This is a genomic window from Nonlabens sp. (assembly GCF_965657255.1).
Taxonomy (GTDB): Bacteria; Bacteroidota; Bacteroidia; order Flavobacteriales; family Flavobacteriaceae; genus Nonlabens.
In genome coordinates this window covers 1-23,820 of sequence record NZ_CBFHNM010000004.1, presented here as the reverse complement: position 1 = coordinate 23,820, position 23,820 = coordinate 1, and the positions used below count along the sequence as shown (strand labels likewise).

Annotated in this window: 23 protein-coding genes and 1 pseudogene; 10 read left to right on the top strand and 14 right to left on the bottom strand. The window is 33.9% G+C overall.

Annotated elements, in window-relative coordinates:
• Positions 1 to 59 precede the first annotated feature (59 nt).
• A complete protein-coding gene (locus ACTF54_RS06130; RefSeq protein ID WP_438968951.1) occupies positions 60 to 1,511 on the bottom strand; it encodes a glyceraldehyde-3-phosphate dehydrogenase in 1,452 nt (483 codons plus the stop codon).
• 306 nt (positions 1,512 to 1,817) lie between these two features.
• Here ACTF54_RS06130 and ACTF54_RS06125 point away from each other — a divergent pair, with 306 nt between their 5' ends.
• Complete coding sequence (locus ACTF54_RS06125; RefSeq protein WP_438968950.1) at positions 1,818 to 2,153, top strand: PadR family transcriptional regulator; 336 nt, start codon at positions 1,818 to 1,820, stop codon at positions 2,151 to 2,153.
• A gap of 1 nt (position 2,154) precedes the next feature.
• On the top strand, positions 2,155 to 2,865 hold the full coding sequence (locus ACTF54_RS06120) for a hypothetical protein (protein WP_438968949.1): 711 nt from the start codon (positions 2,155 to 2,157) through the stop codon (positions 2,863 to 2,865).
• A gap of 82 nt (positions 2,866 to 2,947) precedes the next feature.
• Here the strand turns inward: ACTF54_RS06120 and ACTF54_RS06115 are convergent, their stop codons facing one another.
• On the bottom strand, positions 2,948 to 4,357 hold the full coding sequence (locus ACTF54_RS06115; protein WP_438968948.1) for a trypsin-like peptidase domain-containing protein: 1,410 nt from the start codon (positions 4,355 to 4,357) through the stop codon (positions 2,948 to 2,950).
• 118 nt (positions 4,358 to 4,475) lie between these two features.
• On the opposite strand from ACTF54_RS06115, the gene dapF reads away from it, so the two are divergent.
• From dapF to ACTF54_RS06095, 4 genes are all read left to right on the top strand, one after another.
• Positions 4,476 to 5,258, top strand: coding sequence for a diaminopimelate epimerase (dapF, locus tag ACTF54_RS06110; RefSeq protein ID WP_438968947.1), 783 nt, complete (start codon positions 4,476 to 4,478; stop codon positions 5,256 to 5,258).
• On the top strand, positions 5,258 to 5,776 hold the full coding sequence (locus ACTF54_RS06105; RefSeq protein WP_347197097.1) for a GNAT family N-acetyltransferase: 519 nt from the start codon (positions 5,258 to 5,260) through the stop codon (positions 5,774 to 5,776). The genes dapF and ACTF54_RS06105 overlap by 1 nt, the downstream gene beginning before the upstream one ends.
• Entirely contained in the window at positions 5,769 to 6,812 is a 1,044-nt protein-coding gene (mltG, locus tag ACTF54_RS06100; protein WP_347197082.1) for an endolytic transglycosylase MltG, read from the top strand. Before ACTF54_RS06105 ends, mltG begins: the two co-directional genes overlap by 8 nt.
• Before the next feature lie 341 nt (positions 6,813 to 7,153).
• Complete coding sequence (locus ACTF54_RS06095; RefSeq protein ID WP_347197083.1) at positions 7,154 to 7,801, top strand: peptidoglycan-binding protein LysM; 648 nt, start codon at positions 7,154 to 7,156, stop codon at positions 7,799 to 7,801.
• Between the two features lie 102 nt (positions 7,802 to 7,903).
• Here the strand turns inward: ACTF54_RS06095 and ACTF54_RS06090 are convergent, their stop codons facing one another.
• From ACTF54_RS06090 to ACTF54_RS06070, 5 genes are read right to left on the bottom strand one after another with little or no spacing between them, the layout of a single operon-like run.
• Positions 7,904 to 8,575 (bottom strand): YggS family pyridoxal phosphate-dependent enzyme, encoded by a 672-nt coding sequence (locus ACTF54_RS06090; RefSeq protein ID WP_347197084.1) that lies wholly within the window; start codon positions 8,573 to 8,575, stop codon positions 7,904 to 7,906.
• A gap of 2 nt (positions 8,576 to 8,577) precedes the next feature.
• A complete protein-coding gene (locus tag ACTF54_RS06085) occupies positions 8,578 to 9,795 on the bottom strand; it encodes a DUF1015 domain-containing protein (RefSeq protein WP_347197085.1) in 1,218 nt (405 codons plus the stop codon).
• A 14-nt stretch (positions 9,796 to 9,809) separates the two neighbouring features.
• A complete protein-coding gene (locus tag ACTF54_RS06080) occupies positions 9,810 to 10,697 on the bottom strand; it encodes a 3-hydroxyacyl-CoA dehydrogenase family protein (RefSeq protein ID WP_347197086.1) in 888 nt (295 codons plus the stop codon).
• Positions 10,694 to 11,965 (bottom strand): serine hydrolase domain-containing protein, encoded by a 1,272-nt coding sequence (locus ACTF54_RS06075; RefSeq protein ID WP_438968946.1) that lies wholly within the window; start codon positions 11,963 to 11,965, stop codon positions 10,694 to 10,696. Before ACTF54_RS06075 ends, ACTF54_RS06080 begins: the two co-directional genes overlap by 4 nt.
• Positions 11,962 to 12,930: a Gfo/Idh/MocA family protein gene (locus tag ACTF54_RS06070; protein ID WP_347197088.1), complete on the bottom strand. Its 969-nt coding sequence runs from the start codon at positions 12,928 to 12,930 to the stop codon at positions 11,962 to 11,964. Before ACTF54_RS06070 ends, ACTF54_RS06075 begins: the two co-directional genes overlap by 4 nt.
• A gap of 150 nt (positions 12,931 to 13,080) precedes the next feature.
• Here ACTF54_RS06070 and ACTF54_RS06065 point away from each other — a divergent pair, with 150 nt between their 5' ends.
• Positions 13,081 to 13,722, top strand: a complete 642-nt coding sequence (locus ACTF54_RS06065; protein ID WP_347197098.1) for a protein-L-isoaspartate(D-aspartate) O-methyltransferase — start codon at positions 13,081 to 13,083, stop codon at positions 13,720 to 13,722.
• Position 13,723: 1 nt separating this feature from the next.
• On the opposite strand, the gene ACTF54_RS06060 is transcribed toward ACTF54_RS06065, so the two are convergent.
• Positions 13,724 to 14,422 (bottom strand): T9SS type A sorting domain-containing protein, encoded by a 699-nt coding sequence (locus ACTF54_RS06060; protein WP_347197089.1) that lies wholly within the window; start codon positions 14,420 to 14,422, stop codon positions 13,724 to 13,726.
• Between the two features lie 240 nt (positions 14,423 to 14,662).
• On the opposite strand from ACTF54_RS06060, the gene ACTF54_RS06055 reads away from it, so the two are divergent.
• Entirely contained in the window at positions 14,663 to 16,099 is a 1,437-nt protein-coding gene (locus ACTF54_RS06055; RefSeq protein WP_347197090.1) for an NADP-dependent isocitrate dehydrogenase, read from the top strand.
• Positions 16,100 to 16,226: 127 nt separating this feature from the next.
• Here ACTF54_RS06055 and ACTF54_RS06050 read toward each other — a convergent pair whose 3' ends face one another.
• The 5 genes from ACTF54_RS06050 to ACTF54_RS06030 all read right to left on the bottom strand — a co-directional run bounded on the left by ACTF54_RS06050 (position 16,227) and on the right by ACTF54_RS06030 (position 20,551).
• Entirely contained in the window at positions 16,227 to 17,420 is a 1,194-nt protein-coding gene (locus ACTF54_RS06050; RefSeq protein WP_347197091.1) for an MFS transporter, read from the bottom strand.
• Between the two features lie 101 nt (positions 17,421 to 17,521).
• On the bottom strand, positions 17,522 to 18,433 hold the full coding sequence (locus tag ACTF54_RS06045) for a hypothetical protein (protein WP_438968945.1): 912 nt from the start codon (positions 18,431 to 18,433) through the stop codon (positions 17,522 to 17,524).
• Between the two features lie 179 nt (positions 18,434 to 18,612).
• Entirely contained in the window at positions 18,613 to 19,377 is a 765-nt protein-coding gene (locus ACTF54_RS06040; protein WP_347197093.1) for a CDP-alcohol phosphatidyltransferase family protein, read from the bottom strand.
• A gap of 115 nt (positions 19,378 to 19,492) precedes the next feature.
• Positions 19,493 to 19,975, bottom strand: a complete 483-nt coding sequence (locus tag ACTF54_RS06035; protein ID WP_438968944.1) for a hypothetical protein — start codon at positions 19,973 to 19,975, stop codon at positions 19,493 to 19,495.
• Between the two features lie 114 nt (positions 19,976 to 20,089).
• The gene (locus ACTF54_RS06030; protein ID WP_438968943.1) at positions 20,090 to 20,551 is read right to left on the bottom strand and encodes a DUF3124 domain-containing protein; all 462 of its coding nucleotides are present in this window, start codon (positions 20,549 to 20,551) and stop codon (positions 20,090 to 20,092) included.
• Between the two features lie 391 nt (positions 20,552 to 20,942).
• Between ACTF54_RS06030 and ACTF54_RS06025 the strand changes: the two are divergent.
• A pseudogene (locus ACTF54_RS06025) lies at positions 20,943 to 21,392 on the top strand (transposase); the annotation flags it as partial.
• Between the two features lie 46 nt (positions 21,393 to 21,438).
• Here the strand turns inward: ACTF54_RS06025 and ACTF54_RS06020 are convergent.
• Positions 21,439 to 22,695 carry an alpha/beta hydrolase-fold protein gene (locus ACTF54_RS06020; protein WP_438968942.1) on the bottom strand — a complete coding sequence of 419 codons (1,257 nt, stop codon included), beginning with the start codon at positions 22,693 to 22,695 and terminating at the stop codon, positions 21,439 to 21,441.
• A 936-nt stretch (positions 22,696 to 23,631) separates the two neighbouring features.
• Between ACTF54_RS06020 and ACTF54_RS06015 the strand changes: the two genes are divergently transcribed.
• A partial coding sequence (locus ACTF54_RS06015; protein ID WP_438968941.1) for a single-stranded DNA-binding protein occupies positions 23,632 to 23,820 on the top strand: 189 nt, incomplete at its 3' end.

The following is a 23,820-nucleotide window of genomic DNA, read 5'->3' as shown; positions in this document are numbered from 1 at the left end:
AACCATCTCAATTTGAGATGGTTTTTCACGTTTTAGTCTAATCTTAAGCAAGTAACAGACTAATAATAAGTGAATCTTCTCACTTTAGCAATGTATTTAGCTAGACGTATCACCTGATGGCTGTATCCGTATTCATTATCATACCATACATATACCACGACGTTTTTACCGTCAGGACCTACGATGGTAGCGTTAGAATCGTAAATCGATGGAGCATTAGATCCTATAATATCGCTAGATACTAATTCATTATCAATAGAATATTTGATCTGTTCTACAAGATCGCCTTCTAAGGCATATTTCTTTAAGGTAGCATTTAAAGCATCTACAGAAGTAGTGTTTTCTAATTCTAAATTAAGAATAGCTAGAGAACCATTAGGCACAGGAACACGTATAGCATTAGAAGTAAGTTTACCTTCAAAGGATGGTAATGCCTTGCTTACTGCTTTTCCAGCACCAGTTTCTGTAATCACCATGTTTAATGCAGCTGCACGACCACGACGGTATTTACTGTGCATATTATCTACTAAGTTTTGATCATTAGTATAGGCGTGTATGGTTTCTAGATGTCCTTTTACTACTCCAAAGCTATCTTCTATAGCCTTTAAAATAGGTGTAATGGCATTTGTTGTACAACTAGCAGCAGAGAAAATATCTACCTGATCAGGATGGTGCTCTAAATGATTTACACCATGAACGATGTTAGGTATTCCTTTGCCAGGTGCTGTAAGCAATACTTTATGTGCGCCTTTTGCTTTTAAGTGGCGCGCTAGAGCAACATCATCTCTAAAAGCACCAGTGTTGTCTATAATAAGCGCATCATTAATACCATAAGCGGTATAATCAATTTCCTCAGGAGCATTTGCACTAATCATTTTTACAGTAGTACCGTTAACAATTAAGGCCTCTTGTTCTAGATTATAATTTACCGTACCAGAAAAGTCTCCGTGAACACTGTCTTGAGCCAGTAAAGAAGCGCGTTTTTCAAGAACTGATTCTGTGATGGCACCTCTAGTAACAATTGCACGTAATCTTAGCTGACTACCTTTGCCAGCTTTAGACATCAATTCACGTGCTAGTAACCTTCCTATTCTTCCAAAACCATACAATACCACATCCTTAGGAGTAATTTCTTCAGATTTTTGTGCTTCTCCTAGTTTATTGACTACAAAACTCATGATGTCCTGCATCTCGTTTTCCTCTAGGTGGTACTCATAGGTAAGCTTACCTATATCTAGTTTTGAAGGTGGCAAGTCTAATGTTAAAATAGCCTGTGCGATTTCCACACTATCAAAAACGGATATAGGCTTCTGTACAAATTCACCAGCATACTCGTGCAAATTGATGATCTCGCTTACGTTTCTATCGATCAGTTGGTTTCTAAAAAGAACCAATTCGATAGAACGATCGTACCATAAATCACTTACGGCTTTGATAAATGCAACAGCTGCACGTCGCCTATCGGTTTGAAAAGCGAGCTCTTTTTCATAAGTATCTATATGGTTACTCATAAATGTGGGTTTAATGTGTTTAATTTTTTGCAAAAGTAATCATACTACAACGTTATAGTGAAACATTTTTGCAATTATTTATAGCTTTTTTGCGAAATCTAATGATGGAGTATGATGGTCATCACGCTTTCGCGAAAGCGAGAAAATGACATGCCTATTAGTTATACTCATTAGGTAATTATTATTTGGTTCACAGTTTTTTGCCATACAAAAAACTGCGACTACAAACTTATTTTTGATTTTTTTTCGATTTTAATTAAGTTTACCTAAGAATCTTATGTATATTTACACCTAAGATTCTTAGGTATGTCAAATAATCAATTATATAGAGGTAGTCTTACTACTATAATCATGAGATTGCTAGAACAAGAAGGAAAAATGTACGGTTATGAAATTACACAAAAAGTAAAAGAGATAACTGGTGGTAGTATGCAGATTAAAGAAGGAGCCTTGTATCCATCTTTACATAAACTACAGGCAGAAGGTCATTTAAAAGTAGAAGCAGAGAAAGTAGAGAACCGAATTAGAAAATATTATTCGCTCACACCACAAGGTAAAAAAGAAGCTGTAAATATGCTTTCAGAACTTAGAGAATATATGGAAAACATGCAGGCAATTATCAACCCTAAACTCGCTTATTGATATGAAAGTTAATGCAATTCAAATAGAGCAACTATTCCAGTTTACAAGAAAACATTACGTAGAATGGTATGATCTTCAATCAGAATTGGTAGATCACCTCGCTAATGGCATTGAAAGACAATGGCTAGTTGATCCAGAATTATCCTTTGACGATGCTCTTCAAAAAGAGTTCAAGAAATTTGGTGTTTTTGGTTTTATGGAAGTGGTAGAAGAGCGCCAGAAATCGTTAGGTAAAAAGTACTCTAAATTGATTTTGAAACATGTTTTGGAGTTTTTTAAGCTGCCTAAAATTTTGATGTTGGTTTTGCTTAGTGTTACTGTATTTTACGTTTTAAGATTAGTAGATGGTAGTTCTGATATTTTTTATGGTGTTTTAATCGCAATTTTTGCAGCTTACTTTGTATTACTTGTAATTTCTAGCTATCGTAAAAAGAAAAAGGCTCTTTTGAGCAATGAAAAGAGCTGGCTATTTAAAGAGATTATTTTGAATTACGGTGCAGGATTAGGAATAGGACTCTTGCCTCTATATCTTTTTAATATTTTAATACCTAAAAGTCTCAACTTCCAGACCATGAATATTTGGGTATTAGGCTCTTTTAGTTTTATTCTTGTATTGATGTTCATTATGATTTACATCATGCACGTTGAAATCCCTCAAAAAGCAGAAGAATACTTAGAAGAAACTTATCCAGAGTACAAACTAGTAGACTGATAAAATGCAAAATCTCCAAATAACGTATTAGTTATCAGGAGATTTTGCATTTTTAAACTTAAACTTAAACTTAAACCTAAACTTAATCCAGCGTATACCTAAATCGTTCTATTTCTCCATTACTATTCATCATTTGAATCAATAATGTTGCATTAGGATCTACATTTCTTAATATTTTTTGAACATCATCAATATCACTTACTTTATAATCATTGATTTTTGTAATAATGTAATCTCTCATATTGTATCGTGCTAGGTTACCAGTGGTCTGAACGATTTTTACTCCTTCTTTTACTTGATACTTTTTAAGATCAGCTTCCGTCAGGTTGCGTAAATCCATTTCTATAGATGGAATGCTCACTGTGTTGTTTTTAGTAAGTTCTATAGTAATATCCTTAAAGTTACCATCACTTATTACTCTTGCAACTACTTTATCTCCAGGGTTTTTGCTGGTAACGTAACCGGTAAGTTCAGAAAACCTTGTCATTTTGATACCATCAATCATGGTGATGACGTCTCCAGATTTTAATCCAGCATTTGCCGCGCCGCTATCTTCTATAACATCACCGACTACTATTCCTTCACTTTCGTCTATTCCTAATTCATCAGCGATATTTCCGTTTAAATCTCCGCCACTTATACCTAACATTCCTTTTTGAACGTAACCGTATTCCATAATGTCGTTAATGATTTTACGTGCATTATTTGAAGGAACAGCAAAAGAATAACCTACATAAGATCCAGTCTTTGAGGCAATCGCTGTGTTAATTCCTATTAATTCGCCGTTTGTGTTTACGAGTGCGCCACCAGAGTTTCCTGGATTAACCGCTGCATCTGTTTGTATAAAGCTTTGTGCCTTGCGATCGTTAGTGTCTAGATCACGACCTTTTGCGCTCACTATTCCTGCGGTAACGGTACTGGTTAGGTTGAAAGGATTTCCTACAGCAAGAACCCATTCTCCTATCTTAGTCTGGTCAGAATTTCCAAATACGATATAAGGAAGTGCCTCGTCCGTATCAATTTTTAAAAGAGCAATATCGCTATTAGGTTCAGTTCCTATAAGCTCTGCTTTATAGGTTGTATTGTTATTTAAGGTCACTTCTAGCTCGCGCGCGTTATCGATAACATGATTGTTAGTGACAATGTAGCCATCTTCTGTAATAATGACGCCGCTACCAGTTCCTATTGCTTCACGATAGGGAACACGACCGTACATCAAGTCGGCCATGGTTTGTCTTCCTCTGGCGATGGTTTTATTTTTAACATGCACCACAGCATGAACTGTTTTTTCTGCAGCTTCTGTAAAATCTACGCCACCTATAGAAGTGGTTGACACATAATTAACTGGCACTACAGGAGTGCTTTCTTCTGTTGTTTGTTTTTCTTTAAGAGTAAATTGCTGAGAATCTTTCTCAAGAAAATATTTATAAGATCCTAGAACAATCACGCCACCTAGGATGGCTATCCCTAATGTTTTAATAAATGATTTCATATGCGTTTTGTTTTTGTTTTATAATAACATAAAAATAATGCCATAATTGTTTTTTAAAAACAGGTTTAACGCTGTTTAACACTCAAAAAATTCAATCACTTACTGTATTTTTGTAAATATGAAAAAGGTCACATTCTTTAAATATCAAGGAACTGGTAATGATTTTATTATTATCGATAATCGTCAGAATAATTTTGACAAAAAAGATACCCATACGATTGCCAGACTTTGCGACCGCAAATTTGGCATAGGTGCTGACGGACTCATGTTACTAGAAAACCATGATTCATTAGATTTTACCATGGTCTATTACAATGCAGATGGTAATGAAAGTAGTATGTGTGGTAATGGTGGCCGTTGCCTTGTTAGTTTTGCGCAGTATTTAGGTCTGGTTCAAGATTCTGCCAGTTTTGAAGCTACAGATGGTGTTCATCATGCAAACTTATTTGACAACGGACAGGTAAGTTTACAAATGAGTAATGTTCCAGTGGTACAAGTGTTTGATGGATATGTGTTTACAAATACAGGATCACCACATCATGTGCAATTAACAGATAATGTAGATCACACCGATGTTTTTACGCAAGGAAGACATTTAAGAAACGAGGTTTATGGGAAAGAAGGTGCTAATATTAACTTTGTAGAACCTCAAGGTGGCAACCTCTTTAAGGTTCGTACTTATGAGCGTGGCGTAGAAGACGAGACATTAAGTTGTGGTACAGGTGTTACAGCTGTGGCGCTTGCCATGCACAGCACACAACAAACTAGTACTAATGAAGTACAACTTTTAACACCTGGCGGCGATTTAAAAGTATCGTTTCAGCCTACACCACAAGGTTATGAAAATATCTGGTTAACTGGTCTTGCTGTTCAGGTTTTTAAAGGAGAAATAGACGTATGATGTTACAAAATGACATATGTAGTTTGCGCGCTGTAGATCCTGAAGACTTAGAATTTATTTATGAACTAGAGAACAATCCTGCTCTTTGGGAATTTGGTCATACTATCACACCCTATTCAAAATTTACGATTAGAGAATATCTAGAAAATGCACATCGTGATATTTACGAAGTAAAACAATTGCGCCTTGCGATCTGTAATGCTAAGAATGAAATTAAAGGTGTTGTAGATTTGTATGATTTTGATCCCTATCATAAACGTGCTGGCGTTGGTATCGTGATTTCCCAAGAGTCTGATCGCGCTCGTGGACTTGCCACATCTGGATTAGAACTTATTATAGAATACGCTTTTAAACACCTCAGATTACATCAATTATATGCAAGTATAAGTGAAGATAATTTATCCAGTCGCAGGTTGTTTGAGAAGTTACGCTTTCGCGAAAGCGGAATTAAAAAAGACTGGATTGCCACAGAAAAATCTTATAAAAACGAACATCTTTATCAACTGATTAATGAATAGTAACTATAAAAAAGTCATCTTAGGAATCGTCCTTGTTGGACTGGTTATCATGGCGCTGTTTGCTTATAATGTATATGCTGTTTTATTTGCGCCCAATACTAATTTTGAGACAGAAACCTATGAAGTTTTTATTCCTACTGATGCAGATTATAATGAAGCCTTCTTGATTATTGCTGAAGCTGTTGAGAATAGAGACGATTTACATACTACAGCGGTAAAGAAAAAATACAATGAAAATGTGAAGCCTGGACGTTTTTTAATTCTAAAAGGTTCTAGCAATAATGATATCATTAACACCGTACGTAGTCAAAATGTACCCATCAAGGTAACTTTTAATAATCAAGAGCGTATAGAAAATCTGGCAGGTAGACTGTCAGAACAAATCGAACCAGATAGTCTAAGTTTACTGAAGGCAATGACAGATCCAGCTTTTTTAAAGGAAAATGGACTGAATGAAAATACCGCATTGAGTATTTATTTGCCTAATTCTTATGAGACCTACTGGAATACCAGTGCTGCTGGCTTTAGAGATAAAATGCTTGCTTATCACAAACAATTCTGGACGGCAGAGAAGCTTGCAAAGGCCAAAAAACAAGATCTAACGCCTACCGAAGTTTATACACTTGCATCTATAGTTCAAAAAGAAACAGCAAAGGTAGATGAGATGCCTAGAGTTGCTGGGGTTTACTTAAACCGTCTTTCTAGAGGTATGAAGCTGGAAGCAGATCCAACTGTTATTTATGCCAAAAAGAAATCAGAGAAAGATTTTAACCAACAAATAAAGCAGGTCTTGTATGTGCATCTAGAAATTGATAGTCCGTACAATACGTATAGATATTTAAGTTTGCCACCAGGACCTATTGTGACACCAGACCTCACCGCGATCAATGCAGTATTGAATCCAGAACGTCACGACTATTTATTTTTTGTAGCAAATGTGCAGAATTTTGGTTACCACAAATTTGCCAAAACTCTTGCACAACACAATCGTAATGCTGCAGCATATAGAAGGTGGATCGCAAAGAATAATAAGTAAGAATTACTTCATTCTTCAATAGATTCAAAGTTAATCTTCTGATTATGAACCTTAAAACGGTTCGTTTTTTCTTTAATTGTTATTTATTGTTAATAACTGCGCTTAAAAGATCATAAGAGATTTCTATTGTTTTTATCTTTAGTTAATTATAAGTCGCTAAAAAAGGTTGAAATGCATTATATTTTCTTTTCAATCATTTATTTATCGTTAAAATACATAAAAACAAGATAAAGAGCGCTAAAAAGACTTCTTTAACATTCTCCTGAATTTTAAGAAGAAAAGTGTCGTAAATTTGCGCCGCTTTAAAGAAAGAGTGACAGTAGCTTTCGAAAACAAAGAATATGAGATCACAATATGTGAGTTTTCTAGCTTATCCAGTTGTATTACTGATGAGCTTTTCGGTTTATACTTATGTAAAGACTGATTCTTCTAATAGTAAATCTGAAGAGACCACTATTGCCGAGGTTTTAGAAATGGGACCTTTTGAAGAACAACAAGAAAGTGAAGATATAAGTTTAAGAGATTATTCTCTTGCTACTTCTAGTAAAGATAGTTTTGTATCTTTTAAAGAAGCGCTTGCTTTCAAAGAATCTAGAGGTCAACACTGGCAAGTGAATACGCTAGGCTACATGGGTAAATATCAGTTTGGTGCAGTTACATTAAGACACTTTGGTGTTACTGATACGATTGCTTTCTTAAATTCTGTAAGATTACAAGAGAGAGTTTTTATTCAAAATCTGAGATACAATTACAAAATCTTGAAACCTTATATTGAGAAATACAAAGGTAAATCTATGGTTGGTGTAGAAATTACAGAAAGCGGAATATTAGCAGCTGCCCACTTATCAGGACCTGGTGGCGTAAAAAAGTTTTTAAAATCAAATGGTTATAGAGGTAGTAAAGATGCTTATGGTAGTACGACTAGATCTTATATGAAGAAATTTGCAGGTTATGATCTTTCTGGAGTCTTGAGGAAGAGGAAAAAATAATCCATTAAAAAAAGGGATCTTTACATGTAAAGATCCCTTTTTTTATCGCTCTTTCATATTTGTTTTTTCATCTTTTATAAAACGCAAATCACACAAACGCGACTAATTCCTACTACCAAAAATCGCACTTCCTATACGCACCATTGTGCTGCCTTCTTCTAATGCAATTTCATAATCACCGGTCATACCCATTGAAAGTTCTGTAAAATTATGTCTAGAACTTAATAAATGGTCTTCTTTTATCTTTTTGAAAGTAGTTGCAAGTGATTGAAACTCTTCTCTTACTTGTTTTTTATTCTCTGTAAAAGTGGCCATTCCCATCAGTCCTTTAATTTGGACATTTTTATATTCTTTGAACGCTTCATCATTCAATAAAGCTATCAATTCTTCTTCATCAAAACCAAATTTAGAATCCTCTTGTGCGATATGTATTTGTAGCAAACAATCAATGACGCGATCGTTTTTTTTTGCCTGTTTATTGATCTCTTTCAGTAATCTAGGAGAATCAACACTATGTATCAAATGAACGTAAGGAGCCATATATTTGACCTTATTACGTTGTGTGTGTCCTATCATATGCCAGTGGATATCCTTGGACATGGTTTCCCATTTATCGGTCATTTCCTGAATTTTATTCTCACCAAAATGTCGTTGACCAGCTTCATAAGCTACTTCCAGATCACTTACAGGTTTGGTTTTACTTACTGCTACTAATGTCGCTTGTGGTTGCACGCTTTTGCGAAAGCGTAACAAGGATTCTTTTATATTGCTCATTTCTAAAATTCGTAAATTATTAATCCGCTAGGCAGTTTAGGACGTATAAAGGTGCTTTTAGGAGGCATGATAAGCTCTGCATCTGCAATAGATTTCATTTGTTCTACCGTGGCAGGATAAAGTCCAAACCCTACTTGAAATTCTTTATTATCCACACGATCTTTCATGTGCATTAAATCGTGCTTTCCATAACTGTAATGGATGCGGTCATCTGTTCTTAAATCTTCAATTCCTAGTATAGGTTTTAGTATCAAATCATACATCATCTGTGCATCAAGGTCATCTAATACATTATTGATTTGATAAACGGTTTTGCGCAGGTATAAGCTGTAAAACTCTCCATCTAGATACATACAGAAATGATGTTTTTTAGACGGTTTGTATAATTCGAGACCGCGATTTTGGATTCTAAAGTGTTGATCTAATTTCATCAAAAACTCTTCTTTAGTAAGTCCATTGAGGTCCTTTACCTGTCTATTGAATTCATAGATGTTCAATTGGCTCTCGGCAATTAGAAGACTCATGAAATAATGATAGCTTTCTTGATCAGGATTCATTTCTTGAGATAATAAACTAGAACTAGCACTGCGATGATGTCCATCTGCAATATAAAGTTCTGGAATATCTGCAAAATATTGTTCGATCAATTCTATTAATTCTGGACTGGTAACCGCCCATATTTTATGAGAATTAAAGTCTGTTGTGGAAAAATGTTGATCTGGCGCTTCAGATTTAATCTCTTTAATAAGTTCATTAATCTTAGACTTGTCTTTATAAGTAAGTAGAACAGGCTCTGCATTGAAACCTACGGCTTTCAGATAATCTTTAAAAAGAGTCTCTCTTAAGCTTAAGGTATCCTCATGTTTTTTGATCTTGTTATCTTCATAATCTTGTGTACTAATTCCAGCAATGATACCGGTATAACTATGATGTGGATCTATGTTTTCATAAACATAAAAGGCCTTTTGCTTATCTTGAACTAGATAATTTTCTTCCTTAAATTCTAAATATCTATTGCGTACTAGATTAAAACGCTCTGCACCAGAAATTTCTTGATTAAACTTATAACCTGGATTTAAAATCTGTAAAAAAGAATAAGGATTGTATTTAAGCTGTGCTTTTAATTCTTTTTTACCATAATCTTGATAAGTGCGCGAGATCAAATGCGCAGCTTTATCTGCAGCGGCTCTTACTCCTTTAAATGGTTTTATTTTAGGCATTAATTGCTCTTAAACTATAGAAAACTCTTACTAACTACTTCTGCTTTGCGAGACTCAGAATAATCGTAAAAACCTTCTCCAGATTTTACTCCTTTTTTACCTGCCATAACCATGTTTACTAATAATGGGGAAGGAGCGTATTTAGGGTTTTTGAAGCCGTCGTGCATTACGTTCAAAATACTTAGACAAACATCTAGTCCTATAAAGTCTGCTAGTTGTAATGGTCCCATAGGATGTGCCATACCTAACTTCATCACGGTATCGATTTCTTGAACACCAGCAACGCCGTTGTAAAGAGTCTCAATCGCTTCATTAATCATAGGCATTAATATTCTATTAGCAACAAAGCCAGGATAATCGTTGACCTCAGTTGGTGTTTTACCTAACTCACGTGAAAGCGTCATGATCGTTTCTGTAACTTCATCACTGGTAGAATAACCACGTATGATTTCTACTAATTTCATGATTGGCACAGGATTCATAAAGTGCATGCCTATTACTTTTTCTGGTCGTTGAGTAACGGCTGCGATTTGAGTAATAGAGATAGAAGAAGTATTGGTCGATAGAATACAATCTGCTGGAGCAAATTGGTCCATATCAGCAAATATTTTCAATTTAAGATTTACATTTTCAGTTGCTGCCTCTACAACAAGATCTGCTTTTGAAACACCTTCCTTAAGATCTGTAAATGAAGTAATATTACCTAAAGTAGCTGCTTTATCTTCTTCAGTAATACGTTCTTTGGCAATCATACGATCTAGGTTCTTTGAAATAGTTCCTAAACCTCTATCTATTGCTTCTTGAGAGATGTCTACTAGAGCAACGTTAAATCCTGATTGGGCAAATGTGTGTGCAATACCATTTCCCATGGTTCCTGCACCTATAACTGTAATATTTTTCATTCTATGCTATTTTTCTTTTTCAATATGTTCTTATTAGTTTCACTTAATATTTTTCCAATATCTAAAAAGCTATTGTAAGATTCTTGTGTGTTAATATCTGTATTTAGAAATATGATAAATCCCAAATTGTTCTCTGGTTCAAAAAACATTACGGTATTCACTCCGGGATCACCGCCAGTGTGACCTATATATTCATTATTATATTCAATGAATATTCCATGATTCAAATTATCATTGATTCGATCTATAGTTTTAGGGTCAGAAAAGTTAGATGCTTCTAATTGTTTCTTATAATACTGAACATAAGAAGCTGTATTAAGCAGCGTCCCGTTACCGTTGTAACCGCGTATTAATTCCGTTAGAATTATACCTAAATCATGAGGTGAGGTGTACAATCCACCGTCTGCAAAGGTGATGAGTCTGTAATTAGGATGACGCAATTCGAGCGTAGAATATAAAGTAGACGCTTTTCTAGAGTCTAAATCTGATAAATTCCATGAAGTATTTTTTAAACCTAATGGGGCAATAATATTTTTCTTAGAATATTCTTTAAAAGAGGTGCCTGTTGCTTTTTCAATAACCAATGCAGTCAATCCTGCACCTATGTTAGAATAATCATAGGCAGTTCCTGGTGAATGTCCTGAATAAATATAATCTAAGCTTTCTACATCCAGATTAGTAAGTCCATTCTTTAAAAAAGCTTCCAGACATTTAGCATCTTCCATAGGGTAAAAGTTATCTAGCTCTTCTTGATCTATGTTAGGATTCTCAGAGGCATCAGGTTCAAGATTGATATACGACTGGTCATAATAGTCACCATCATTGATGCTACTGGTATGTGAAGCGAGATGTTTTACTAATACAGGAATCTCAGGATACTGTGGATTACGCACTTCAAAATCTAGGAACTTATTGATATCATCTTCTAGGGTTAAATGACCATCTTCAATGGCTTTAGCTAGTGTTAATCCTAAAATTACTTTTGAAATAGAAGCTATAGGTTGAATGGTGTTTGCGGTATAATTAGCACGTATTTTTCGATCGCTGTAACCGTAACCTGATTCAAAAATGGATCCTTTTTCATTTACTAGTGCAACGCCTAGACCATTTGTGTGACCTAGTTTATGAATGCTGTCCAGTTTTTTATCAAGTTCTACTTCTACCGCGTTAACAATGATATTTTCATCTACAGGGTTGGGATTAGTATTTTTACAACTATATAGACCGCAAAAAATAAGTACAATGATCAGTAGTCTATAGTTTATCATAAAGATTTAAAGTTTTCAATAATTTTCAAAGCAACATCTAGCGCATGAGTTCCATCTTCTAAATTAACAATAGGTCTGGTATCATTTTCAATTGCATCTGCAAAGGTTTCTAACTCATCTAGAATGGCATTATTATCCTCTACATCGGGATTGTCAAAATAGATTTGTTTCTTAATACCTTCAGCATTTTTAAGGATCATATCAAAATCTCCAGGAACCTCTGGAGCATCCTTCATACGTACGACTTCTACTTTTTTAGTCAGAAAATCTATAGATATGTAAGCATCTTTCTGGAAAAAACGAGCTTTGCGCATTTGCTTTAGACTTATGCGGCTAGCGGTAAGATTTGCTACACATCCGTTTTCAAATTCAATACGTGCATTTGCAATATCTGGCGTTTTAGAAATAACACTTACGCCGCTTGCACTTACATTTTTTACTGGACTTTTTACAACACTTAAAATAGCATCAATATCGTGTATCATAAGATCTAATACCACACTCACGTCTGTCCCACGAGGGTTGAATTCTGCCAGTCGATGTGTTTCAATAAACATAGGATTATCAAAACGGTCTGCCACAGATTTAAATGCAGGATTAAAACGTTCTACCTGGCCTACTTGACCTTTTAAATTCCGCTTTCGCGAAAGCGAGATCAAATCATTTGCTTCTTCTACAGTTACAGTTATTGGTTTTTCAATAAATAAGTGCTTGCCAGCTTCTAGAACTTTCACACCGCTAGCGTGATGATAGGAAGTAGGCGTCACTACATCTATCATATCACAAGCTGCAATTAATTCATCTACATTAGAGAAATATTTATAACCTAAGTCTTTTTCTAATTGAGTAGCAACCTCTGGATTTGCATCATAAAAACCTACAAGTTCGTAACGCTTGCTTTGTTGTAATAATTTGAGATGTATCTTACCTAGGTGACCAGCGCCTAGAACTCCTGCTTTGAGCATAGTTATTGCATTTTTGTAAAAGTAGGTAAATGATTTTTGATTAAAAATATGAATAGCAAATTTTAAGTTCATTTTATGGATCCTAAATTGTTGAAAAAAAGATGGAATTATAAAGCGGATTATAGACCACAGGTAGCTACTTTTGACTTTATCAAAGACAACTACATACATAAAGGAAAACGTCGCCAGTTAGTAGAATTGATGCGGTCAAAAGGTATTACCGATCCAGCCGTACTTGAGGCTATGAATCAGGTGCCTAGACACTTGTTTCTAGATAGTTCGTTTTTAGAACATGCTTACCAAAACAAAGCTTTTCCTATAGGAGCAGACCAGACGATATCACATCCATATACGGTTGCTTTTCAAAGTCAATTGTTGCAACTTAAAGCAGGTGATAAGGTTCTGGAAATAGGAACCGGTAGCGGTTACCAATGTGCTGTGCTGTTAGAAATGAAAGCAAATGTCTATACGATAGAACGTCAAAATGAATTGTACAAAAAAACCAATTTACTCTTTAGAAAACTGAATTACAGACCTAGAAAATATGTTTTTGGCGATGGTTACAAAGGATTACCAGAAGAAGCGCCTTTTGATTCTATAATTGTTACTTGTGGTGCACCAGAAATACCACCAACTTTATTAGGGCAGCTGAAAATAGGTGGAAGGTTAGTTATTCCAGTAGGTAGCGATCCTCAAATTATGACTTTAATCATAAGAGAAAGTGCTACCGATTTTTCAAAAGAAACTTTTGGCGAGTTTAGGTTTGTACCATTTTTAGGAGGTAAGAATTGAACTATTTAGAGAATTTAAAGGTTTTAGAATTACCATTTTTACTTAATATTTTTAAAATATAAAAACCGTTTTGAAGATAACTGATGTCCATCTGTGCATTTTCTAAATTTTGAGATTTTGCTATTCTCTTACCGCTTAAATCAAATAATTCAAAACTTAAAAGACTTAAGGTATTACCCTTAGGATCAATGGTGATTTTATTGCCGTCTGGTGACAAAAAGATTTCTGTGCTGGGAAATTGAAAAGAGGCTTCACTTAACGGTGCATTTCGATAAACCGCTATTTTTCCTACCGGATTAGTAATGCGCAAGGTGGTTATATTTCCTAAGGTAACAATGGAATAGGTAAATGTCTGTCCTTGATAAGGTAAAAAGAATTGTGTGTATTCCTGATCAAAGCCGTCTATTACCGGATCATTTGCAAATGATAAGGTCGCCACTCCAAAGTTGAAAATGAACTCTGTGTTATTAGCTACAAAAGTTATGTCTCCAGTTATATCATTATAAGCATAAGTTTCAAAAGAGGTAGTTGTATTAAATGTTATGGTCGTGCCTACTCCACGGAACAAAACCGGCTGTGTTGTAATGGTAGTTCCTTGCTCTAATTGAGTAAAGTACCAAGGAGATTGAGTTAAAGCAGCGTTTTGAGAATAAGATGCCAGACTCAAAAAAATCATCATTGATAGTAATATGAATCTCATTTTGATATTATTTTATTTAAAAATAAACAATTTCTAATAGTTCCTTAAACTCTTTGTTAAAGCCAGTGATTTGGCCTAAATTTTTGTGTGTCTTGAAATATAATGGTAAGGTGTTTCATTCATAAAAAGTTTATTTCTTTTGATTAAATCATAAATTATAATAATGCATATCATTATAAATATAAATTATTACTTATGTAATTATATCTGTTTATTTGTAAAATATTAAAATAACAACTAATGAAAAGAATCACAATTGCAAAAGGAGATGGAATAGGTCCAGAAATTATGGACGCGACACTTAAAATTTTAACGGCTGCAAATGCACCGATAGAATGGGATGAAGTAGAAATAGGTGAACAAGTGTATCTCTCTGGTAATACAACTGGAATTCCTAATGAAGCTTGGGATACCATAAGAAGAAATAAGATTTTCTTAAAAGCTCCTATAACTACACCTCAAGGTAAAGGATATAAGAGTCTAAATGTAACCTTACGTAAAACCTTGGGACTTTTTGCAAATGTACGTCCTTGCAATAGTTTTGCTCCATACATCGCTACAAAACATCCAGATATGGATGTAGTTATTGTACGAGAAAATGAAGAAGATTTGTATGCTGGAATAGAGCACAGACAGACTGATGAGGTTTATCAGTGTTTGAAATTGATTACACGTCCTGGCTGCGAGAAGATTGTTCGTTATGCCTTTGAATATGCAAAATTATATAATCGTAAAAAAGTAAGTTGTTTTGTAAAAGACAATATTATGAAGCTTACAGATGGTTTATTTCATAAGGTTTTCAAAGAAATCGCAGTCGAATATCCAGAAATTGAATCTGATAGCTGGATTGTAGATATTGCAGCGGCAAAAATCGCAAACGAGCCAGAACTTTTTGACGTGGTTGTTTTGCCTAACTTATATGGAGATATCGTATCAGATATAACAGCAGAAATTTCAGGATCTGTAGGTCTAGCAGGATCTTCTAACATAGGTGAAGAGTGTTCTATGTTTGAGGCCATTCATGGCTCTGCTCCATTAATTGCAGGAAAGAACATTGCAAATCCGTCTGGATTATTAAGAGGTGCGATTATGATGTTAAATCATCTAGGAGAGCAGGAAGTAGCGATGAAAATAAAAAATGCATGGTCTTGTGCGATTGAAGAAGGAATCCACACGGCAGATATTTATAAAGAAGGTACAAGTAAGCGACTAGTTAATACTATGGATTTTGCAGATGCCGTTATTGAGCGTTTAGGTAGAAAACCAAAACATCTTCCAGAAGTAGCCTACGATACCAATGCAAAAATCACCATAAAAAAATATGTACGTCGCCAGCCGCAGGCAAAACAGCTCGTAGGTGTTGATGTATTTATAGACTGGAAAGGAGCAAATGCAGATGATCTTGCCGCTCATTTAGGAAAAGCTAATGGAGATCTAGAATTGAAAATGATAACAAATCGAGGTGTAAAAGTATGGCCACAAGGTTTTGAAGAAACTTTTTGTACGGATCACTGGAGATGTAGATTTGAAAAATCAGAAGGAACAGAAAAGGTCTTTAATCAAAGTGTTGTAGATCTACTTCAAAAGATAGGAGTAGAGCAACTTGACGCTATAAAAACAGAGAATCTTTATAAGTTTGATGGAGAATTAGGTTATTCTCTTGGGCAAGGTCAATAGATAAGGCCTTTCTTAAACAATCAAAGCAGCTTTAGAAATAGAGCTGCTTTTTTTGTTTCCGCTTTCGCGAAAGCGGAATAAACATCCATCATTTTATTAAAATTCATAAACTGATTTGGTTCTCAATTTATAAAGATGGCAATACTTTTTTATTAAATTTCTTTTTTCTCAAAGCTAATAGACCAAATATGGGCCCTATAGCAAGAGGCATATACATCATGCCACTGTTTGAAATCGCCGTTAACGAATTAAGCAACCGAATACTTATAATAGTTATCGCAAAACCAATACAAGTTACTATCGTTAATGAGGTTCCTTTAATCGCCGCTGGAGCATTATGAGCAACAAGAGCAGACAATAATGGAGAATCTGCAATGACGGTCATACCCCAAAAAAGTAAAAAACTTATAAAAATATATTCTGAATCTACCTTGAAAAGAAGTGGAGCAACTAAGCAGCAAATTCCTGATAATAATAAAGACATGAATGCAGTGCGTCTGGTTCCTATATGCTGCGAGATATAACCACTCGCTACACATGATAAACTTCCTATTCCTATTACAACAAAAGATAAATGTGCGACGTTAAAATCTATAGATGGATGCAATTGCAGGTATTCTTTAAGAATGATTGGTACAAATGCCCAAAATGCATATAATTCCCACATGTGGCCAAAATATCCAAACGAAGCTGCTTTAAAATCTGGGTTTTTAAATATTTGAAAACAAGCGTTTAATTGTAGTTTTGAACCTTCTTTTCTAAAAGGACCATCTTTGACTAGACTAAACATAAGCAGTCCACCAGTTAAAGAAAGAAGAGAAGTAGCCATCAATACATATCTCCATTGATCGCCAGTAGTTATTCCTTTAAGCACATGTGGAAATGCGGTTCCTAGAACTAATGCGCCAACTAAAAAACCTAGATATTTTCCCAAACCATTATCATAGTAATCTGCGGCTATTTTCATTCCTACGGGATAAATACCAGCAAGGAAAAAACCAGTTAAAAAGCGAAATAGTAATAAGGTAATCAGATTATTACTCTCCCATAAAATGCATAAATTGAACAAAGCTGCAAGAATTGCACTAGTAAAAAATACTTTTGAAGGTGAGAATCGGTCTGCAATGGAAAATATCGCAAATAATAAAGTTCCAATAATAAAACCTAATTGTACGGCAATGGTTAAATGACCTAACGCGGTAACTTCTAATTGAAAAGTTCTCACCAGATCATCGATGATTCCGTTTCCTGCAAACCATAAGGACGTACAACAAAATTGAGATACGACTATTACGGGAAGAATGATTTTACGTGTCAGCACAAACGATGTATAATAAGGTATAAGTGAATAGAAAATTAAAACAAATTAATCAATAACATTTGATTAAAAGCTGACGTAAAAATAGGGAGAAGGTATCGATCTTATGGCATCGTATCGTTATCTATATTTGATAGATCTTTTTCATATTTATTGTGAATGAAAATAATAGATAGACCAAACAATACAGCTACTACAATTAGAATGGTACTAATAGCACCGCTTACACCGAAAGACATACGTATCAAAATAGTGGAAATTATAAAACCAGAATTTCTAATGATCTTATGAAACTGATCTGTGTAGAACAACGATATCAATAAAAGCACCACATCAACAATAATGAGCACCGAGAAAAACTCATCAAAAAATAAATCATTAATACTTTCAAATGGATTTAAATCGCTAGAGTTAAAAGAAAAAGAAAGCGTCCAATCTATAAAAGTATAAAGCGCCATTCCAAACAATAAAGGAATTAAAGCCGTCGCTATAATTTTCTTTTTACTGATGAAGCTTTTAACGCTTTTTTCAATCTTTTCTTGATCCATGACCTTTCTTCGTCCTTGTTTTTGAAATAAAAATATGAGGTAAAATAGAAGCAAAGAGCCTAGTAAATCATAAGTGAATTGCAAATCTCCTTTTATTTCAAACCACTCTGAAGAAAGTTCTAAAGCAGATAAATCTTTAAAAAGTTTACGTATAATGATTAATGTAATAATTTCATATTGCTTTGTAATATAGGTTGTAAACGATTTAGGTAAGTAGTAGATCAAGAGATATACCTCATAAATCAATATGAATGAAAATGGAGTATAAGCGGCCGAAATAGGGTTTTCAAGCAAATCAGATTCAAAGGGTAATTCTAGAACCTTTAATTGAACAAGAAATATAAATGCTAGATGCAAAAAGAAACTTACAATCGCGATAGTAAGAATGACCTTTTCTGTTTTATCGCGCGTTTCAGCAGAGAGAAATATTTTAAATAAAAAACGTATGATATTATTGAAAGTTCCCAAAGTGGTTGAATTAGTTAGGGTTTAACAAAAATATCAATTGATACCGTAAGTTACACCTTTCTATTAAGTATAGTTTTCTTTAAAACATTACAGATTGATAAGAGTTTTTTTTAACTGAATTAACTGAATACCAGTTCGTTTAATCTTCTTACAAAACTCTTATTCTAAATATACTCGATTTAATAAAAACTCTTTCTGATCACAATAAATACAAATACCATGATGGTGTAACCTAAAAAGAAAGGTAATATAGAAGCTTTTAACCCTAGCACAAGCATGATCGCTATTATAAGTAGTTGAAATCCTAATCCAAAAGTAGATATGCTAGTCATCAGCCATTTAGGAAATATTTTTCCTATTCCAGCAGTACGATCTAGATAATAAATAGACTTGTCAAAAGTACCGTATAGCAACTTATATAATTTAAATAAAATATTTACATGCAATTGCTTTTCTCCTTCAAGAGCTATAGGTGTGGTTGTCTCAAAAACGCGACTAGTGGTGTCGCCATTAAACTTGCTGCGCAGGATGACATAGTAATAATTGTAAAGTGTTCCTTGAAGCTGTAACCCTAAAAAGGCAAGAATACAAACCCATATACTACCTTCAGTAATATACCATATGGAAAGTAAGAACATTGCGTTTAAAATAATGTCTGCTACAGAGTCTAGAAAACGTCCCGTATAAGAAGGTTTTTGTTTTACTCTAGCCAGCTCTCCATCTGCTGCATCAAGAATAGATTTAAAAATTAAAAAGAAAGCTGCTAACCAGAAATAACCATTAAGAATACAATAAATGGCAAGAAGGCCAGATATAATGAACCATATGGTCACATGAATAGGAGTAAAACGCGTGTTTTTTAAAGAGTCTGCAATGATTCTTGCTACCGGTCTTCCGTAATCAGAAAGATCAATAAACTTATGCTCTTGTGGTAATTTGGACATGTAATGTCATAGAAAAGTACTGTGGAATATACCAAAATTGAAAGCTGCAAAGATACGGCTAAAGAGGTCTTTTAAAACTGGTATTTCTAGGGTTAAAAAGAAGATGTGTTTTCACTTATAATTTGGGTAAAAAGTGCTTCAAACTTTTTTTTCTAATTCTTAAGTTTAATGTGGTTGGGTTAATGCTATTGGTCCTAAAAGTGACACTTAAAAAACGATCATTTATTTTTAGAACATAGATATCTTTTGATGGAACTTTATGTAGCAAGTCAAAAAATTTGGTAAATCGAGCAAAAATTAAAGGAGTTTTAACCCATAATTCGTGAATAGTAATAATTACATCCAGGACATTTTTCGCTCCACCCAAATAAGTCAAAGCAGAGCGATCTGAGTTTCCAGTAACACCTTTTACTCTAAAAGTAATTTGATCATTATTCAATTCTGGAAAGATAGACAGTGTCTTTTTACCTAAAATATAAAAAACGATAAATGAAACGATAACTAATCCTATCCAGACTATTATAAAGATGTATTCAGATTTCATACTTATTTTATCAGGTAATTGATCAATGTAAACATTAATTATTATAATCGTCAACTTAATTATTAAGACATATTTCAATAACTTTTACGCAAATTAAGTCACTGATAAAGCCATTAATATCTGTCAGTTCCTATTCTTTCTTTAAGCTATTTTGAGATTATCAGAAACCTATTCCAGCCTTCTAGCTTCCGTTGTAAAGGATAAACCATTAATTCCTAGAATAGAAGTCATAATACCTTCAAAAAGTGGTTCTGGTGCGTTTTGAGGTATTTTCCATTCAAATATAAAGTTAGAACCAGTGCCACCATAGATATCTAGTTGATCGATAATTATTTCAGTAGTTTCTAATGGCGCTAAATAAATAGGATGTTCAAAATACCTCCGTATCGACTTCCCATGTGTATCATAGTAATCTGCTTTAAGAACATAAATAGTATCGGTTTCACTTACATTGCGCAGGCTTACCATTGCTGTTAAATTTTGTGTTTTTTCACCAGAAATACTGTAAATTTGAGAATAGACAGATAGGTAAGATTTTCCATACACTAAAGAATCTACATCATTGATTGCCGCAGCTCTTTTTGACCAATTTTCTGTATGGATCGAGCTTATTTTTTTTTTTCTTTTCACAACTACACAAGAACAAAAAACAAATTATTATTAAGCTGTATTTCATTTGATCAACATTTTTAAATTCTATTGTACATATAGGTAATTTAATAAAAAGTGAAAGACTTACTCAAAATTATCAAACACCATTTGTGTATGACAGGAATCTATAAAACGATACTACCGATATCCTTAACTCATTGATTTTTTTCTAAGAATTATATAATAATTCCGCTTTCGCGAAAGCGGAACATGGACACCAACCTTTGTTCGATAGTTCTAATATTTACTTAAAACAAATCCAATTACTTGAATAAAACAACATGGATATGGAATCAAAAGACCTGCTGATTTTTACTAATCTGGTTGCGATATTTCTGTTTTTGGAACTAACGGAAATATTTGTTGTACAGATCAACAAGCTCAGTTAACCTTACTAACATCCGTACCAGGAATAGGCAAGAAAACGGCCTTGTTTTTAATAGTGGTGACCGATGGTTTTTCTAAGTTTGAGAATGCAGCACAATTATGTAGTTATGTAGGAATAACGCCTACTATCAGAGAGTCAGGTAGTAGTGTAAGAGGACGCGCCAGAATCAGTAAAATAGGAAATCAAAAATTAAGAAACCTATTATTTATGTGCAGTTTTAACGCGTGCAAATACAACAAGACCTGTAGAGAAATTTATGAGCGAATTGTTGCGACTTGTCTCCGACGATTGAGGCACGATCGAGAGGAAGACACGAGCAAAAAACTAGCCTTGATTGCTGTCTGTAATAAGCTCTTAAAACAAGCCTTTGCTATAGCAAAATCAGGACTCATTTACGATGATTCTTATAGAAGTACTTTAGTGATTAAATAAAGCAGATTTTACTTGTTTTTTACCACAGTACTTTGTTAGCCTTTCGTTATTTTTTATTTAGAGTTTCAATCCTTTCTTTAAAGTAATCTTTACCACTTAATTCAAAGGCCTTGTTTAAGTATTTTAAGGCATTCTCTTTGTCGTTTTCAGATTCATAATAATCAGCCATCGAATCATAAGCATTTGCACTTGTTGGATTATATTTTATATTCATTTCAAAAAACATGAACGCCTTCTTAGGTTGTCCCATTTGCATATTCATGTAGCCATAGCCATTTAACATTTCGTCTATCATTGGTGCAGTAGGAACACCAAAATGTTCGGTATAGATTTGTTCCTGCACCTTCAATAGTGAAACCAATTCTTCTATAGGGGTCTCTGGATTATTATATTTTTGAGGTGATTTAAATTGATACCATTCAAAAAGAAAAATCAGCCCATCTCTTATGGATGGTAATGGAACTGTACCATGTAAATCTTCATTATAAACTTTCCATGAAAAATTTAGTCCATTCTGTTTTTGAGATTTAGTATAATTTGAAAACTCAATGATTGAACGCGCAAACAAAGTAAATTCCGAAGAGTCATCCATAATATTCTCCATGTTTATTTCTTCATTCCACATATGCAGCTGCTCTGCAGCTAAAGATACAAAGAGGGACTTGCCTTTGTAACTTTCTGTACTCAGCTTTTGTTTTGCCTCCTTCAATAATTTTTGGTCATCCCAATCCAAACTTGGATCTATGGCTATATAGTTTTGAAAGAGATGTTTATGATTAACCAACATATTTATAGTAAACAATCCGGCATAAGAATGTCCAATTAATGTACGATAGTTCATGGTTGGATACTTACTATCAATATATGGGATGAGTTCCTCCTCCATAAATTTAGTAAAGATTTCTGCACCTCCAGTTTCATCGTTCATTGCACTACCACGTCTCATTTTTATCTGCGAAGTAGTTAAATCTCTTATTCGGTTGTTGCGATTAGAAATTCCAACAAGTATCATATGTGGCAGGTAATGCCCCCAATAATTACCATAAACAGCTTCCAAAGTACTTTCTAATGAAAATCCATCCATTAGATAAATCACGGCATATTTTTCATCATTACCTGGCTGAAAATTATCTGGTAATCTTACCCAAAAGTTACGGCTTTCATTTAAAGTTTTAGAAAATATTGAATCCACTATTCGATTTTGAAATTGCTCTGTTTGGGGAACAGTTATTTGTGCAATTGCATGTTGATTTACCATTAAAATTGATCCGATAAGTACAAATATGTAGATGTAATATTTCATTATTTTTTTTGGATTTAAATATAACTCTAAATATATAAATTAGACTCAGAATTTATATTGGTTATTAGTTGTTTATAATGAAGCCTAACGGTAAGGCTATGATTCGTTTCACGCATCAACCCTTACCGTAAATTCTTAGTTGATTGCTTTAAAGATATTACATTGATCTAAATTACCGCCTTCTCTTTGAAATGAATTATCGCTAATGTTGTTAAATGTCAATCATTTGCCACTCGTCAATAAATGAAAATAAAACTTCATAAGGAATCTATGCCCTTTATACCTGAGTATAAGGGACGTTGATTTCTGTAAGTTCATTCTGTAGCTGACATAATTTCAGAGTATTAGTGCGGATTTCTATTCTATTTGTGCTACCTAACACAAGTTGTTATGATGGAATCGAAACAACTTGAGAGGTAAACTACACTATTATATCCAGCCTAATACTACTTAATTAAGACCGTGCTCAGAATAAGATCGATGAATTTCAATGTTGCGAAATCGTTGATTTTTAGCAACTAGTATATATGAGCATTTTAATCAAAAACTATATACTAACCACCTTTTTTAAGGCGTATATAAGAACTTTTTGTCTTTGTTCTACCTATTGCGGTTTTAGTTGTATATGAGAACTTTTATGCTGTTTCAACAATTGTTTATAAATTTAATTATACCATTGCAAATACGCCTTTACCATGCTTTTTCCTTTGGTTCATCATATACCTGTCCTATAAATGCTATAGTTTTTTCTTTCTCATAGAGTGGACTCAAAGAATGCTGAAGCCTATATTTATGATGATAAACACTTACAAACGAAATTAAACGTAAGCAAACGGTTAAAAGACGTTTGTAACTTGGATAGCTTCTCATCTTTGCACTGTCATCAAAACAAACGATGGCGTTAACTCATTTATAATCCATACAAACTAATTTATTATGAACAATTTAAGCAACAAAGTACAATTAATCGGTAACCTAGGACAAGATCCAGAAATCGTAAATCTTAACGATGGTAAGAAACTAGTAAAATTTTCTATCGCCACTACAGATCGCTATACAAACAAACAAGGCGAGCAAATTACAGACACACAATGGCATCGAGTAGTAGCGTTTAATAATGCGGCA

What these genes read in the sequence shown, in the direction of transcription:
- ACTF54_RS06130 (WP_438968951.1), bottom strand. Translation starts at nt 1,511, where the DNA reads ATGAGTAACCATATAGATACTTATGAAAAAGAGCTCGCTTTTCAAACC.
- ACTF54_RS06125 (WP_438968950.1), top strand. Translation starts at nt 1,818, where the DNA reads ATGTCAAATAATCAATTATATAGAGGTAGTCTTACTACTATAATCATG.
- ACTF54_RS06120 (WP_438968949.1), top strand. Translation starts at nt 2,155, where the DNA reads ATGAAAGTTAATGCAATTCAAATAGAGCAACTATTCCAGTTTACAAGA.
- ACTF54_RS06115 (WP_438968948.1), bottom strand. Translation starts at nt 4,357, where the DNA reads ATGAAATCATTTATTAAAACATTAGGGATAGCCATCCTAGGTGGCGTG.
- dapF (WP_438968947.1), top strand. Translation starts at nt 4,476, where the DNA reads ATGAAAAAGGTCACATTCTTTAAATATCAAGGAACTGGTAATGATTTT.
- ACTF54_RS06105 (WP_347197097.1), top strand. Translation starts at nt 5,258, where the DNA reads ATGTTACAAAATGACATATGTAGTTTGCGCGCTGTAGATCCTGAAGAC.
- mltG (WP_347197082.1), top strand. Translation starts at nt 5,769, where the DNA reads ATGAATAGTAACTATAAAAAAGTCATCTTAGGAATCGTCCTTGTTGGA.
- ACTF54_RS06095 (WP_347197083.1), top strand. Translation starts at nt 7,154, where the DNA reads ATGAGATCACAATATGTGAGTTTTCTAGCTTATCCAGTTGTATTACTG.
- ACTF54_RS06090 (WP_347197084.1), bottom strand. Translation starts at nt 8,575, where the DNA reads ATGAGCAATATAAAAGAATCCTTGTTACGCTTTCGCAAAAGCGTGCAA.
- ACTF54_RS06085 (WP_347197085.1), bottom strand. Translation starts at nt 9,795, where the DNA reads ATGCCTAAAATAAAACCATTTAAAGGAGTAAGAGCCGCTGCAGATAAA.
- ACTF54_RS06080 (WP_347197086.1), bottom strand. Translation starts at nt 10,697, where the DNA reads ATGAAAAATATTACAGTTATAGGTGCAGGAACCATGGGAAATGGTATT.
- ACTF54_RS06075 (WP_438968946.1), bottom strand. Translation starts at nt 11,965, where the DNA reads ATGATAAACTATAGACTACTGATCATTGTACTTATTTTTTGCGGTCTA.
- ACTF54_RS06070 (WP_347197088.1), bottom strand. Translation starts at nt 12,930, where the DNA reads ATGCTCAAAGCAGGAGTTCTAGGCGCTGGTCACCTAGGTAAGATACAT.
- ACTF54_RS06060 (WP_347197089.1), bottom strand. Translation starts at nt 14,422, where the DNA reads ATGAGATTCATATTACTATCAATGATGATTTTTTTGAGTCTGGCATCT.
- ACTF54_RS06055 (WP_347197090.1), top strand. Translation starts at nt 14,663, where the DNA reads ATGAAAAGAATCACAATTGCAAAAGGAGATGGAATAGGTCCAGAAATT.
- ACTF54_RS06040 (WP_347197093.1), bottom strand. Translation starts at nt 19,377, where the DNA reads ATGTCCAAATTACCACAAGAGCATAAGTTTATTGATCTTTCTGATTAC.
- ACTF54_RS06020 (WP_438968942.1), bottom strand. Translation starts at nt 22,695, where the DNA reads ATGAAATATTACATCTACATATTTGTACTTATCGGATCAATTTTAATG.